Source organism: Pseudomonas sp. SDO5522_S412, assembly GCF_054071215.1.
In genome coordinates this window covers 1-14,900 of record NZ_JBSVWQ010000144.1, presented here as the reverse complement: position 1 = coordinate 14,900, position 14,900 = coordinate 1, and the positions used below count along the sequence as shown (strand labels likewise).

Sequence of the window (14,900 nt, the reverse complement as noted above, 5' to 3'; positions counted from 1 at the left end):
TCCCAGGATTTTGGGGCCGCTACGCAGCCCGGCGGGAGCAAGCTCCCTCGCCACAGGATACCTGCGTTGCCAGATCAAGCCCGCAGCGACAGCGGCGGCACAAACGACTCCAGTTCATCCTCAACCGCCTCGATGATCCGTTCCACGTCAGCAGCGTTCATCACCGTGGCGCAAGGGATACCGGCAATTGCAATCAGGGTTTCCCCGCTGGCGCGGTCGAACAGGCGGGCGATCATACTGCCGGGAGCATCCATGCTCGCCTCAAAGCCCATGGGATGAAAGTGCCAGCGCATCAACTGGCAGGCGTTGGGGAATGTCACTTTGTTCATGTTGCCCACCTTGTTCATTGAGCGCTTCCTTTAGCTCGCTGCAGGGGCGCCATGACCGTCACTGGTCCTGGCCGTCGTGAGCACTAAAAATAGCATTCGTTCGCATCGGGCATGGGAGTTTTTTCGTCCCGTCCGGCAGTTGTTTTCAATAACGTTGATATGGGTCACGTGCTGCGTGGTATTAAGCGAAAGGCCATTAGTCGGAAATATCAAATGGCCGTTGAGCGGGTACGGGCAGTTGGGCAAGCTGCCTCTTTTTTCACCGGCGTAGAGCGCTCAATGCAAGACATCATTCCGGATGACTCCCAGAAAACCCAAGCTACGGCCAAGCTGGTACTGCGTCACCATCTGTGCTGGCGGGATCGGGACCTGGATGGAGTGATGTCGTACTACCATCCGGACATCCAGTACCACGATTTCTTCCAGAACCGCGTGGTGGGTGCCGGCGAGCTGCGCGAATACCTGCAATCCAGCATGCCCCGTGGCGCCGACGAAGCGATCGAACACACCGACCGCATCCGCGCCGACGGCGACACCGCGTTCATCCAATACCGCATCACCTTGCGTGGCGGCCAGGGCCTGGTGTCGTTTCGCACCAGCGAAGCGATTACCGTGCGCGATGGCTTGATCTGGCGGGTCAACGAGTACGCCTCCCTGGTCCACGAGCAGTCTGCCAGCCGCCGCGAGACCACACGCCCGACCGTCAGCCGCCTGGGCCTGTCGCCGCAGCAACTGAGCTACATGGCCAACGACCTGCAACAGTACTTCGAGCGCCAGCAACCCTATCTGGACCCCGAGCTGGACCTGCAACGGGTGGCGAAGGAGTGCGGGTACAGCCGCAATCAGATTTCCTACCTGTTGAACCAGGTGCTGGGGCAAAGTTTTTATCGCTACGTCAACCAGGCACGCCTCCAGCATTTGCTGGCTGCACTGGAAATGGCCGCGCCGCCGATCCGCATCGACGAACTGGCGTTTGCCGCCGGCTTCAATTCGACGTCGGCGTTCTACAGCAGCTTCCGCCAGCACACCGGCCAGTCGCCAAAGGCCTACGTCAAACAAATTTCCCTGCGTGCACGCGCGCAAGACAGCCCCTGAGGCCAGGCTCTAGGATCACTGCCATCGAAGTGTGGTGGTGGAGCCTGGCATGCCTGCATGGCGCAATATCAGTTTATGGATGGACCAGCTGGACGAGCCGCTGCTGGCACGCGCGTCCCTGGAGCAGGACCTGGACGTCAACGTGGCCATCATCGGCGCCGGCTACACCGGGCTCTGGACCGCGTATTACCTGAAGCGCCAGGCGCCCGAGCTGAAAATCGCACTCATCGAGGCGCAAACCGCCGGGTTCGGTGCCTCGGGCCGTAACGGCGGCTGGCTGATGGGCAACCTGCTGGGAGAGGACCGCCTGTTGGCCGGCCTGTCCCCGGAACAGCGCCGGGCCTCGTTCGACCTGCTGCACGCCATCCCCGACGAAGTCGCGCAAGTGATCGAGCGCGAAGGCATCGACTGCGACTACCGCAAGGGTGGTGTGCTGTATTGCGCCGCGCGCTACCCCGAACAGGAAGCCACCCTGCGTGCATACCTGGCCAAACTTCACAGCCAGGGCCTGACCGACGACGACTACCGTTGGCTTGGCCCGCAACAACTGGCCGAGCAGATCCGTATCGCCAAGCCTTATGGCGGCATCTATGCACCCCACGTTGCCACGATTCACCCGGCCAAGTTGGTGCGCGGCCTGGCGCGGTTGGTGGAGCGGATGGGCGTCAAGATCTACGAAAACAGTCCCGTCACCCATTGGCAGTCCGGCAGCCTGCGCACGGACAAAGCCTCGGTGCGCGCCTCCTGGGTGGTGCCGGCGGTGGAAGGGTATGCCACCACGCTGGCTCCGCTGGGGCGCTATCAGTTGCCGGTGCAAAGCCTGATCGTTGCCACCGAGCCGTTGCCGGCCAGCACTTGGGACGAGATCGGCCTGAATCGTGGCCAGGCGTTTGGCGAGAGCAGCCGGCAAGTGACTTACGGCCAGCGTTCGGCGGACAACCGCCTGGTGTTCGGCGCTCGCGGGGGTTATCAGTTTGCCGGCAAGTTGCGGCACAACTTCGATCTAACCGACAGCGAAGTCGAGCTGCGTCGCTATCTGTTCGGCGAACTGTTCCCGCAGCTCAAGAAAGTCCGGATCACCCACGCCTGGGGCGGCAACCTGGGCATGTCCCGGCGCTTCAAGCCGCACATGCTCTGCGATCACGCGGCAGGCATCGCCCTGGCCGGTGGTTACGGCGGCGAGGGCGTAGGCGCCAGCAACCTCGGTGGCCGCACCCTGGCGGACTTGATCCTGGGGCTCGATACGCCGTTGGTTCGCCAGCCATGGGTGATTCAGCCGGGCCGGCTGGACGGGCTCAAGGCCTGGGAACCGGAACCCTGCCGCTGGCTGGGCTACAACGCGATCATCCGCAGTTTTGTGCATGAGGACCAGGTGTTGGCCAACCCCAATACCGCCCCGTGGCGCCGCAAACTGGCCAGCGGGGTTGCCGGGTTCATGGAAGGTTTCATGCACTAAGTCGTTTCAATCACCACAGGTATGAACATGAGCATTACCCAGTTCAAAGACACACTCAGCGCCCATTTGCCGGACTCCTCGCCCGTCGCCGTGCCACTGGGCACACCGGTCGCGGTGGCCTCGACCTTGAGCGTGGAACGTAGCGACGGCGTCGAAACCGGCATCTGGGAATGCACGCCCGGGCGCTGGCGCCGGCAGATCAAAGCCCAGGAGTTTTGCCACTTTATCCAGGGACGGTGCACCTTCACCCCCGACAACGGGGAAATGCTCCACATAGAAGCCGGCGACGCACTGATGTTGCCGGCCAACAGCACCGGTATCTGGGACATCCAGGAAACCGTGCGCAAGACCTATGTATTGATCCTCTGATTCTTTGATCTTTGATCGCCTGCCATAAAAACAGCCCTAAAACCGCCAGGAAATCGAACCATGAGACCCATTGCCCTGTTGCCGCTGGTATTCGTCGCCACCCTCAGCCAAGCCGCCGAGACGGTGAAGATCTACAACTGGTCGGACTATATCGCCCCCGACACCACCAAGAACTTCCAGAAAGAAACCGGCATCGGTTTCACCTACGACGTGTACGACAGCAACGAAACCCTCGACGGCAAGTTGATGACCGGCAAATCCGGCTATGACGTGGTGTTCCCCTCCAACCACTTCATGGCCCGGCAGATCCAGGGCGGGGCGCTGAAGAAACTCGACAAGAGCCAGTTGCCCAACTGGAAAAACCTCAACCCGGTGCTGCTCAAGGCCCTGGAAAACAACGACCCGGGCAACGCCCACGGCTTCCCGTACCTGTGGGGCAGCACTGGTATCGGCTACAACATCGACAAGGTCAAGGCGGTACTCGGCGACAACGCACCAGTGGATTCCTGGGACCTGATCTTCAAGCCCGAGAACATGCAAAAACTGCAGAAGTGTGGCGTCGCCATCCTCGACAACGGCCCGGAACTGCTGCCCGCGGCCCTCAACTACCTGGGCCTGCCGCACCACAGCAAAAAGGCGGAAGACTACAAAAAGGCCGAGGACCTGCTGATGAAAGTGCGGCCGTACGTGGCGTATTTCCACTCCTCGAAATACACCGCCGACCTGGCCAACGGCGACATCTGCGTGGCCGTGGGCTTCTCCGGCGACATCCTCCAGGCCGAAAGCCGCGCCAAGGAAGCCAAGAATGGCGTGAATATCGGCTACAACATTCCCAAGGAAGGCGCCGCCATCTGGTTCGACATGGTCGCCATGCCCGCCGATGCCCCGGATGAAAAAGCCGGCTATGCCTTCATGAACTACCTGCTACGCCCGGAAGTGATGGCCAGCATCACCAACTACGTGCACTACGCCAACGGCAATGCCGCGGCGGACAGCCTGGTGGACCCGGCAATCAAGAGCGACACCAAGGTGTACCCAAGTCCGGAAATGATGGGCAAGTTGTTCGCACTGGAAGCAATGCCGCTGAACATCGACCGGATTCGTACGCGGGTGTGGAACACCATTCGTACCGGGCGTTGATGATCGTTCCCACGCTCCGCGTGGGAATGCATCCTGTGACGCTCCGCGTCACGACTTCAAAAGCGCATGCGGAGCGTCCAGGGCTGCGTTCCCACGCCGCGGAATCAAGGATTCTCCAAGTCATGCCCCAACGACTGGATAAACAACGAAAACAGCTCCGGCTGCGACGAGATATCCAGCTTGGCATACAGGTGCCGGCGGTGAACCTTGACCGTATCCGGCGAGATATTCAGCCGTTCGGCCATGGCTTTTGACGAAAACCCGCGCAACACCAATCGCGCTATTTCCAGTTCCCGCTCCGACAATACGCCACAGCCGAAATGACTCAACGCGTCCCGTATTTGGCTGGCCATTTCCGCCGGCGCGGCCACTCGCTGGGTGCTTTGCTGCCAATGCTGCTGCATCAACGGCAACACCCAGGCCGCGAGCATGGTCATCAACCCCGTTTCCTCGCCGGTAAACAACCGCTGCATTCCCAACGACAGCGATAACGTCCCCGCACCCGGCAATTGCAGGATGAATTGCACCTCGTCTTCCAGCACGTTGTCGTGGAAGTAATTGAGGAAGTATTCACTCTGGCGAAAATGATCCGGCGCCACTTCCTCAAGGCGGTACACGCCACTGGCATACCCCTCGCGACACGCCTGGAAAAACGGGTCCAACAGGTACAAACCATTCAGATAAACCAGCATCGACGCCGGTTTGCTGCTCGGTTGTGCGTCGTATTCTTCCAGCGCTTCGGGCGGGCCATCGGCGGGGTAGAAGATCGCCAGGGCATTGTCGAAGGGCAGGCATTGGTGCAGCAACAGCACCAGTTGCTTCCAGAAACGCCCGGTGCCGATCTGTGCGACGGTACGCCCCAGGCCCGCGTGCATGCCGACTTCCCTGAACAGGCTCATGTGCAGCTCCACGCTAAGGATTCAGGCCGCAAGGGTTCGACTTTTGCCCGGCGGCGTCAAGGGGAGTACTCCAATAGGGGAATTGGCCGATCTACACAGAGTGTTTAAGTTGGCCGTCAGTCAGTGGGGAACATACCCTGCGCCGCTTCACCTTTTCGTTTCTGCCTCAAACCAAGAACAATCAAGAGGATAACGATATGAGTGCTCCTTCCACGCCCGACGGCGTGCTGAAACCCACCCTGAGCGTATTCGATGTAGTGGCCATCACCGTCTCGGCGGTCACCCCGGCCAGTTCAGTGTTCGTGATTGCGCCGTTTGCCATCCAGCAGGCCGGCAGCGGGGTGTTCCTGGCCTTTGTGATGGCCGCCTTGCTCGCGCTGATGTTCGCCTTTTGCTACGCCGAACTCGGGCGTGCCCACAACAGCGCCGGCGGCGAATACGTGTATGCCAAGCGGGTGTTCGGCGGCATGGCCGGCTACGCGACGTTCCTCACGGTACTGGTGATGCTGCTGTTTATCCCGCCGGTACTGGCCACCGGGGCGGCGACTTACCTGAATAACGCCCTCGGCACCCAATTCGATTCGCAAACCGTGGCCCTGGTGATTGTGGTGTGCAGCTACGCCCTGGGTATCCTCAATATCAAGCTGAATGCCTGGATCACCGGCACCTGCCTGCTGCTGGAAGTGGCGGCGTTGCTGGTGATCGTGTTTATCGGCTTCGGCAACCCGGTGCAGCCGGTCAGCGTGCTGTTGCAACCGCAAATCGTCGAGAACGGCGTGCTGCACCTGGCGCCCTGGGCGCTGGTCATCGGCGCGGTGGGCATCGGCCTGTTCTCGTTCAATGGCTACGGTCCCGCCGTATTGCTGGCCGAAGACATGAAGTGCGGCGGCAGGGGCGTGCACAAGGCAGTGTTGTGGTCCCTGGGCCTGGTGGTGGTCATCGAGCTGGTGCCGATCACCGCCTTGCTGATCGGTGCGCCATCCCTCAGCGCGATGATCAGCAGCCCCGACCCGATCGGCTACCTGCTGACCAGCCACGGTAACGAAACCCTGTCGCGGCTGGTCAGCGCCGGGATCTTCCTGTCGGTATTCAACGCCATCGTCGCCATCGTCATCCAGATTGGCCGGGTGGTGTTCAGCAGCGGCCGCGATGCGCTGTGGACACCCACCATCAACAAACTCTTCACCCGGATTCATCCACGCTGGGATTCCCCGTGGTTGGCTACGCTGTTCCTGGCGGTCCCTTCGGCATTGCTCAGCTTCAGCTCCAACCTGGCGGACCTGACGTCTTTCAGCGTACTGCTGATCATGCTGGTGTACCTGATCGTGGCGTTGAGCGCATTGATGAGCCGGGTGTTGCTGCGTGACCGCGAGCACCCGTATCGCATGCCGTTGTGGCCGGTGCCGGCCTTGCTGGCGGTGCTGGGCGCCGGCTACCTGTTGGTGACCCTGGCGATTGCCGCCTCGGTTCGCGACATCATGATTATCATCGGCCTGTTGGCACTGTCGGTGATCCTGTATTGCATCAGTGGCCGGTTGAGTCCGGCGTTTCAGAAATTGTAAGGAGTGGTTATGCGTGCACGTCAATTGGGCATCACCTTGGGACTGGGTACGCCCGGTGAGTTGAATGCCATCACCGACGTTCCAGGGGTTCGGGTCGGCCACAGTACGATCAAGACCCGCATCGACGGCAAACAGGTACGTACCGGCGTGACGGCGATCCAGCCCCGGGCCGGTGCCGCGCGGTATCAGCCATGTTTTGCCGGCTACCACGTGCTCAACGGCAATGGCGACGCCACGGGGCTTGAGTGGATCAGCGAATCGGGGTTGCTGACCACGCCGCTGGCGATCACCAACACCCACAGCATCGGGATTGTGCGCGACACGCTGATCGCCCTGGAGCGCGAAAGCCTCGAAGATCCCGCCGTGTACTGGTGCATGCCGGTGGTGATGGAAACCTACGACGGCTTGCTCAACGATATCTGGGGCCAGCACGTCGGCCCGGAGCATGTGCGCGAGGCGCTGGCCAACGCCGAATCCGGGCCGGTGGCGGAGGGCGCCGTGGGCGGCGGCACCGGGATGATCTGCCATGAGTTCAAGGGGGGCATCGGTACCGCGTCACGGCGCTTGCCGGCGGAGCAGGGTGGCTGGACCGTCGGTGTGCTGGTGCAGGCCAACCATGGCAAGCGCCAGGAACTGCGCGTGGATGGTTACCCGGTAGGCCGGCAATTGATGGACATCCCGTCACCCTTTGCCGATCGCGGCACACCCGGCATGGGCTCCATCGTGGTGATCATCGCCACCGATGCGCCGTTGCTGCCCCATCAATGCCAGCGCCTGGCACAACGCGCGTCCATCGGGATTGCGCGCACGGGTGGCGGTACCGAGGACTCCAGCGGGGACCTGTTCCTGGCGTTCGCCACCGGCAATCAGGATTTGCCGGTGGCCGACTACGGGCGCAAGGGCTCGCCCCTCAGCACAGCCCTGCAAATGGTCAATAACGACCACATTTCACCGCTGTTCAGCGCGGCGGCGGAGGCCGTGGAAGAGGCGATCATTAATGCCATAGTGGCCGGCGAAGACATGACCACCGACCAGGGTGTGCGGGTGCCCGCGCTGGATGCCCACACGCTCCTGCAGGCATTGCGCCAAACCGGCTGGCGCGGCCAGTAAGTAAACTAAGTCTTGTCCCGGTAATACGGGACAAACACTTAAATAGTGGCTATTCAATACTAACAATGACACGGTGACACTTTCTTAGTGCACCTCAGTCAATACTTTGGATCCATTCGCGACCAAATGTCTTTAGGAGTATTTAATATTTAAATAGCTGGATTTTAATAACGCGCTATTTGCCAGTGTTTGCAGGTTTTGTTCACCGGCCCAACTTTATCCTTGGATAAAAACCGCTGGACGAATGATTTCAGGTTGTGTCAGTTTTCTTTCGCCTTCAAAAGGGGCGAGTGATCGGACTTACTCGCCAGAGTGGGTCCGGTCGGACAAAAACTGTTCCACTTGCAAACAAGGAAGTACGTTTATGTCAAAAGTAAAAGACAAAGCTATTGTGTCGGCGGCTCAAGCAAGTACCGCTTACACCCAGATCGATAGCTTTAGCCATCAATACGACCGCGGTGGCAACCTCACGGTCAATGGCAAACCGTCGTTCACCGTTGACCAGGCCGCCGACCACCTGCTGCGTGAGAACGCCGCGTACCGGGACGTGGATGGCAACGGCAAGATCGATCTCACCTACACCTTCCTGACTTCGGCTTCGAACGCGACCATGAACAAGCATGGGATCACCGGGTTCAGCCAGTTCAACACCCAGCAGAAAGCACAGGCCGTACTGGCCATGCAATCCTGGGCCGATGTGGCCAATGTCACCTTCACCGAGAAAGCCTCGGGCGGTGACTTCCACATGACCTTCGGCAACTACAGCGGCGGCCAGGACGGCGCAGCGGCCTTTGCCTACCTGCCAGGCACCAACGCCAAGTACAACGAAAGCGGCCTTGACGGCACTTCCTGGTACCTGACGAACAACAGCTACACGCCGAACAAGACCCCGGACCTGAACAACTATGGCCGGCAGACCCTGACCCACGAAATCGGCCACACCCTGGGCCTGGACCACCCTGGCGACTACAACGCCGGGACCGGCAACCCTTCGTACAAAGACGCGGACTATGGACAGGACACGCGTGGCTACAGCGTCATGAGTTACTGGAGCGAGAGCAACACCAACCAGAACTTCAGCAAAGGCGGGGTAGAAGCCTACTCGTCCGGCCCGCTGATCGACGACATCGCCGCGATCCAGAAGCTCTACGGCGCCAACTACAACACCCGTGCCGGTGACACCACCTACGGCTTCAACTCCAACACCGGGCGTGATTTCCTCAGCGCCACTTCATCGGCCGACAAGCTGGTGTTCTCGGTATGGGACGGTGGCGGCAACGACACCCTGGACTTCTCCGGTTTTACCCAGAACCAGAAGATCAACCTCAATGAAACCTCGTTCTCCGACGTTGGCGGCCTGGTGGGCAACGTTTCCATCGCCAAGGGTGTGACCGTGGAGAACGCCATCGGCGGTTCGGGCAACGACCTGCTGATCGGTAATGCAGCCGCCAACGTCCTCAAGGGCGGTGCCGGCAACGACATCATCTTCGGCGGCGGCGGTGCAGACCAGCTGTGGGGCGGCTCAGGCAACGACACCTTCGTGTTCGGCGCCAGCTCCGACTCCAAGCCGGGTGCGGCGGACAAGATCTTCGACTTCACCTCGGGTTCGGACAAGATCGACCTCACCGGCATCACCAAAGGTGCAGGCCTGACCTTCGTCAACGCGTTTACCGGTCATGCCGGCGACGCGGTGCTGTCCTACGCTTCGGGTACCAACCTGGGCACATTGGCCGTGGACTTCTCCGGGCACGGCGTGGCGGATTTCCTCGTCACCACCGTTGGCCAGGCAGCCGTCACCGACATCGTGGCCTGATACACGCGTAAAGGAGGGTGGCGCACACGCGCCGCCCTCTGCCCTTGCATCCACCCCATGAACGGGCGAAGGTGATGACGCTATTTCGCAGTACCGTGGCCTGGAGTTTCCAGGTGTTGCTTATGTCGGCAGGAGCCACAGCAATGGCAAGCAGTCTGGTTTTACCTACTTCCGCGCAGTTGGCCGGGCATTGGGCGCTGCACCAGCAAGAGCAGGTGTGCGCACTGGACTTGATTGAGCAGGCTAACGCGTTAGGGGGCGATGTGGAGTGCGCCGGACAATGGCTGGGGGAAGCCCCCGTTAGTTGGACGCCTACTCCCGATGGTATTTGGCTGATGAATGCCGAAGGCACCGGCATAACCCATTTGAATCGCCAGAAAGAAGGCGAATATGAAGGTCGCGCAAAAAACGGCGCGGTATTGATATTGCAACGTGCACCGTAATAGTTCGTTATAACGATATAACCCGATTTTAATGTTTGCCCGCCCCTTATTGGGGCGCTCGGTAAACTATTGCGCGTCATTCGGCTCAGGGAAGATCAGGCAACATGGCGAAGACCACTCCCGTTGCACCACTGTTCAAGGCACTCGGCGACTACAAAAGTATTCTGATCAGTATTGGCTGTTTCACGGCATTGATTAACGTATTGATGTTGGTGCCGTCGATTTATATGTTGCAAGTCTACGACCGCGTGCTGTCTTCACAGAACGAAACCACCCTGGTGATGTTGACGCTGATGGTGGTGGGGTTCTTCGCCTTTATCGGTGTGCTGGAGGTGATCCGCAGCTTTATCGTGATTCGCATCGGCAGCCAGTTGGAGCGGCGTTTCAACCTGCGGGTCTACAAGGCCGCTTTCGAGCGCAACCTGCAACGGGGCGAAGGCCATGGCGGGCAATCCCTGGGGGACCTGACCCACATCCGCCAATTCATCACCGGGCCTGCGCTGTTCGCGTTTTTCGACGCGCCGTGGTTTCCGATCTATCTGTTCGTGATTTTCCTGTTCAACGTGTGGCTGGGTGTCTTGGCCAGTGCCGGTGCCGTGCTGCTGATTGCCCTGGCGTGCCTTAACGAATACCTGACCAAAAAGCCTCTGGGTGAAGCCAGCGGTTATTCCCAGCAATCCACCCAATTGGCCACCAGCCACCTGCACAACGCCGAAACCATCCAGGCCATGGGCATGCTCGGTGCATTGCGCAAGCGCTGGTTCAAGGTGCATTCGCAGTTCCTGGGCCTGCAGAACAAGGCCAGCGACACCGGCTCGATCATCAGTTCCCTGAGTAAATCCCTGCGCCTGTGCCTGCAATCGTTGGTGCTGGGCCTGGGTGCGCTCCTGGTGATCAAGGGCGACATGACCGCCGGGATGATGATCGCAGGCTCCATTTTGATGGGTCGGGTGTTGAGCCCCATCGACCAGTTGATCGCCGTGTGGAAGCAATGGAGTTCGGCCAAGCTGGCCTACCAGCGCCTGGACAACCTGATGCGCGAGTTTCCGCCTCAGAGCGAGCAGATGGCCTTGCCGGCGCCCAAGGGCAATGTGAGCTTCGAGCAAGTCAGCGCAGGCCCGCCGGGGCGACGCGTGCCAACCTTGCATCAAGTCAGCTTCAACCTGACTGCGGGCGAAGTGCTCGGCGTGCTGGGTGCTTCCGGCTCCGGCAAGTCGACGCTGGCCCGCGTGCTGGTGGGCGTATGGCCAACCCTGGCGGGCACCGTGCGCCTGGACGGAGCCGACATTCATCGCTGGGACCGCGACGACCTCGGGCCGCATATCGGTTATCTGCCCCAGGACATCGAACTGTTCAGCGGCAGCATCGCCGACAACATCGCGCGCTTTCGCGAAGCCGACCCGGAGCGGGTGGTGCAGGCCGCCCAACAGGCTGGTGTGCACGAATTGATCCTGCGCTTGCCCCACGGCTACGACACCGTGCTCGGCGACGAGGGCAGCGGCCTGTCCGGTGGGCAGAAGCAACGGGTCGCCCTGGCCCGCGCGCTGTACGGCGGGCCACGCCTGATCGTGCTCGACGAGCCCAACTCCAACCTCGACACCGTGGGTGAAGCCGCCCTGGCCAGCGCGATCATGCAGATGAAAGCCCAGGGCAGCACGGTGGTGCTGGTGACTCACCGTTCCTCGGCGTTGGCCCAGGCCGACAAGCTGCTGGTGCTGAACGAAGGTCGTTTGCAGGCATTTGGTCCGAGCCAGGACGTGCTGCGCGCACTGTCCGGCCAGCAGGAAGCACCACGAGAAAAGGCCGGGGTCAGCCTCAGCCGTCAGTATCAAGCCGGAAGGAATCCAGGCGCATGAGCAGCGACAGCAGCATTCAAATCAACCGCGATTACGAACAGACCCATCCCGAGCACGACGCGCGTTTCTTCGCCCGCATGGGCTGGCTGCTGACGGTGGTCGGCGCCGGCGGGTTTTTCCTCTGGGCCAGTCTGGCGCCGCTGGACCAGGGGATCCCGGTACAAGGCACGGTGGTGGTTTCGGGCAAGCGCAAGGCGGTGCAAACCCTGAGCCCCGGCGTGGTCAGCCGGATTCTGGTGCGTGAGGGCGAGGCGGTGAAGCAGGGCCAGCCGCTGTTCCGGCTCGACCAGACGCAGAACCAGGCCGACGTGCACTCCCTGCAAGCCCAGTACCGCATGGCCTGGGCCAGCGTGGCACGGTGGCAGAGCGAGCGGGATAACCAGTCGACGATCACCTTTCCGGCGCAATTGAGCGGCAACCCGGACCAAGCCCTGGCACTGGTCCTCGAAGGCCAGCGTCAACTGTTCAGCAGCCGCCGCGAAGCCTTTGCCCGGGAACAGGCCGGGATTCGCGCCAGTATCGAAGGCGCTACGGCGCAACTGAACGGCATGCGCCGCGCCCGCAGTGACCTGACCGCCCAAGCGCAATCCCTGCGAGACCAGTTGAACAACCTGCAACCCCTGGCCGACAACGGCTACATCCCGCGCAACCGGCTGATGGAGTACCAGCGGCAACTGTCCCAGGTGCAACAGGACCTGGCGCAGAACACCGGCGAAAGCGGGCGGGTGGAGCAGGGCATCCTCGAATCGCGCCTCAAGTTGCAGCAGCACAGCGAGGAGTACCAGAAGGAAGTGCGCAGCCAACTGGCCGACGCGCAGCTGCGCAGCCTGACCCTGGAACAACAACTGACCTCCGCCGGTTTTGACCTGCAGCACAGCGAGATCAACGCGCCCGCCGATGGCATCGCGGTCAACCTGGGCGTGCACACCGAAGGCGCCGTGGTGCGTGCCGGTGAAACCCTGCTGGAAATCGTGCCCCAGGACACCCGCCTGGAAGTCGAAGGGCGCCTGCCAGTGCACCTGGTGGACAAGGTCGGTGCGCACTTGCCGGTGGACATTCTCTTCACCGCCTTCAATCAGAGCCGCACGCCGCGGGTGCCGGGGGAGGTGAGCCTGATCTCCGCCGACCAGATGCTCGACGAAAAAACCGGCATGCCTTACTACGTGCTGCGCACCACCGTCAGCAGCAGCGCCCTGGAGAAACTCCATGGCCTGGTGATCAAGCCGGGGATGCCCGCCGAGATGTTCATCCGCACCGGCGAGCGCTCCTTGCTCAATTACCTGTTCAAGCCGCTGCTGGACCGCGCTGGCTCGGCGTTGACCGAGGAATGAGCATGAAGCCGATGTTCATCGCCTTGCTGATCGCCTGCGGCAGCGCCCAGGCCGCCATGGGCCCGTTCGATGTCTACGAACAGGCCCTGCGCAACGATCCGGTATTCCTCGGCGCCATCAAGGAACGCGACGCCGGCCTGGAAAACCGCACCATCGGCCGCGCCGGCCTGCTGCCCAAGCTCTCGTACAACTACAACAAGGGCCGCAACAACTCCCAGGCCACCTTGCCCGACGGGCGCGGCGGCAATTATCACGATGACCGCAACTACAACAGCTATGGCTCCACGTTCACCCTGCAACAGCCGCTGTTCGACTACGAAGCCTATGCCAACTACCGCAAGGGCGTGGCCCAGGCACTGTTTGCCGACGAGAGCTTCCGCGACAAGAGCCAGGCGCTGCTGGTGCGGGTGCTGACCTATTACACCCAGGCGTTGTTTGCCCAGGACCAGATCGACATTGCCCGCGCCAAGAAAAAGGCCTACGAGCAGCAGTTCCAGCAGAACCAGCATCTGTTCCAGCAGGGCGAGGGCACCCGCACCGACATCCTGGAAGCCGAGTCGCGTTATGAGCTGGCGACTGCCGAGGAAATCCAGGCGCTGGATGAACAGGACGCCTCGCTGCGCGAACTCGGGGCGCTGATTGGCGTGCAGAGCGTCAACATCAACGACCTGGCGCCGCTGAACCCGGGGTTTGCCGCCTTCACCCTAACCCCGGCCAATTACGACACCTGGCACGAACTGGCGCTGACCAACAACCCCAACCTGGCCTCGCAACGCCAGTCCGTGGAAGTGGCGCGTTATGAAGTGGAGCGCAACCGTTCGGGGCACCTGCCACGCATCACGGCGTATGCCAGCTCGCGCCAGCAGGAATCCGACAGCGGCAACACCTACAACCAGCGCTACGACACCAACACCATCGGCATCGAAGTCAGCATGCCGTTGTATGCCGGTGGCGGCGTCTCGGCTTCCACCCGCCAGGCCAGCCGCGCCATGGAGCAGGCCGAGTACGAACTGGAAGGCAAGACCCGCGAAACCCTGATCGAACTGCGGCGCCAGTTCAGTGCTTGCCTGTCGGGCGTCAGCAAGTTGCGGGCGTATCAAAAGGCGCTGACCTCGGCCGAAGCGCTGGTGGTCTCGACCAAGCAAAGCATCCTCGGCGGCGAGCGGGTCAACCTCGATGCGCTGAACGCCGAGCAGCAGCTGTACAGCACCCGTCGCGACCTGGCCCAGGCACGGTACGACTACCTGATGGCCTGGACCAAATTGCATTACTACGCGGGCAACTTGCGTGACACCGACCTGGCCAAGGTGGATGAGGCGTTTGGTCCTGAGAGCCGCTGATGCCTGGACGAGTGGTACTTGGTGCAAGGGAGCTTTGGTGGCATGGGCGCTTGTTTTGGCAAGGGAGCTTTCTGTGGCAAGGGAGTTTTCTGTGGCAAGGGCGCTTGTTGTGGCGAGGGAGCTTGCTCCCGCTGGGCTGCGTAGCGGCCCCAAAATC

13 protein-coding genes are annotated in these 14,900 nt (G+C 61.4%); 11 read left to right on the top strand and 2 right to left on the bottom strand.

Annotated features, from left to right (window positions below):
• Positions 1 to 74: 74 nt before the first annotated feature.
• A complete protein-coding gene (locus ACW9I6_RS23110) occupies positions 75 to 347 on the bottom strand; it encodes a DUF1652 domain-containing protein (RefSeq protein ID WP_003217129.1) in 273 nt (90 codons plus the stop codon).
• A 261-nt stretch (positions 348 to 608) separates the two neighbouring features.
• Here ACW9I6_RS23110 and ACW9I6_RS23105 point away from each other — a divergent pair, with 261 nt between their 5' ends.
• From ACW9I6_RS23105 to ACW9I6_RS23090, 4 genes are read left to right on the top strand one after another with little or no spacing between them, the layout of a single operon-like run.
• The gene (locus tag ACW9I6_RS23105; protein WP_177122983.1) at positions 609 to 1,424 is read left to right on the top strand and encodes a helix-turn-helix transcriptional regulator; all 816 of its coding nucleotides are present in this window, start codon (positions 609 to 611) and stop codon (positions 1,422 to 1,424) included.
• Between the two features lie 49 nt (positions 1,425 to 1,473).
• A complete protein-coding gene (locus tag ACW9I6_RS23100; RefSeq protein WP_457339879.1) occupies positions 1,474 to 2,880 on the top strand; it encodes an NAD(P)/FAD-dependent oxidoreductase in 1,407 nt (468 codons plus the stop codon).
• Between the two features lie 27 nt (positions 2,881 to 2,907).
• A complete protein-coding gene (locus ACW9I6_RS23095; protein ID WP_003217122.1) occupies positions 2,908 to 3,249 on the top strand; it encodes a cupin domain-containing protein in 342 nt (113 codons plus the stop codon).
• 60 nt (positions 3,250 to 3,309) lie between these two features.
• Positions 3,310 to 4,389, top strand: coding sequence for a polyamine ABC transporter substrate-binding protein (locus tag ACW9I6_RS23090; protein WP_010169417.1), 1,080 nt, complete (start codon positions 3,310 to 3,312; stop codon positions 4,387 to 4,389).
• A gap of 104 nt (positions 4,390 to 4,493) precedes the next feature.
• Here ACW9I6_RS23090 and ACW9I6_RS23085 read toward each other — a convergent pair whose 3' ends face one another.
• Positions 4,494 to 5,288, bottom strand: coding sequence for a helix-turn-helix transcriptional regulator (locus ACW9I6_RS23085; RefSeq protein ID WP_008433783.1), 795 nt, complete (start codon positions 5,286 to 5,288; stop codon positions 4,494 to 4,496).
• Positions 5,289 to 5,485: 197 nt separating this feature from the next.
• Here ACW9I6_RS23085 and ACW9I6_RS23080 point away from each other — a divergent pair, with 197 nt between their 5' ends.
• The 7 genes from ACW9I6_RS23080 (at position 5,486) to ACW9I6_RS23050 (ending at position 14,743) form a co-directional block, all read left to right on the top strand.
• Entirely contained in the window at positions 5,486 to 6,850 is a 1,365-nt protein-coding gene (locus ACW9I6_RS23080) for an APC family permease (protein ID WP_003217116.1), read from the top strand.
• A 9-nt stretch (positions 6,851 to 6,859) separates the two neighbouring features.
• Positions 6,860 to 7,960, top strand: a complete 1,101-nt coding sequence (locus ACW9I6_RS23075) for a DmpA family aminopeptidase (RefSeq protein WP_003217115.1) — start codon at positions 6,860 to 6,862, stop codon at positions 7,958 to 7,960.
• Between the two features lie 364 nt (positions 7,961 to 8,324).
• Positions 8,325 to 9,773 (top strand): serralysin family metalloprotease, encoded by a 1,449-nt coding sequence (locus tag ACW9I6_RS23070; RefSeq protein ID WP_008433780.1) that lies wholly within the window; start codon positions 8,325 to 8,327, stop codon positions 9,771 to 9,773.
• A 74-nt stretch (positions 9,774 to 9,847) separates the two neighbouring features.
• Complete coding sequence (locus tag ACW9I6_RS23065) at positions 9,848 to 10,216, top strand: AprI/Inh family metalloprotease inhibitor (RefSeq protein ID WP_050550305.1); 369 nt, start codon at positions 9,848 to 9,850, stop codon at positions 10,214 to 10,216.
• Positions 10,217 to 10,320: 104 nt separating this feature from the next.
• Positions 10,321 to 12,072: a type I secretion system permease/ATPase gene (locus tag ACW9I6_RS23060; RefSeq protein WP_457339878.1), complete on the top strand. Its 1,752-nt coding sequence runs from the start codon at positions 10,321 to 10,323 to the stop codon at positions 12,070 to 12,072.
• On the top strand, positions 12,069 to 13,403 hold the full coding sequence (locus ACW9I6_RS23055) for an HlyD family type I secretion periplasmic adaptor subunit (protein WP_008433775.1): 1,335 nt from the start codon (positions 12,069 to 12,071) through the stop codon (positions 13,401 to 13,403). Before ACW9I6_RS23060 ends, ACW9I6_RS23055 begins: the two co-directional genes overlap by 4 nt.
• A gap of 2 nt (positions 13,404 to 13,405) precedes the next feature.
• Positions 13,406 to 14,743 (top strand): TolC family outer membrane protein, encoded by a 1,338-nt coding sequence (locus ACW9I6_RS23050; RefSeq protein WP_178903131.1) that lies wholly within the window; start codon positions 13,406 to 13,408, stop codon positions 14,741 to 14,743.
• The last annotated feature ends 157 nt before the right edge of the window (positions 14,744 to 14,900 follow it).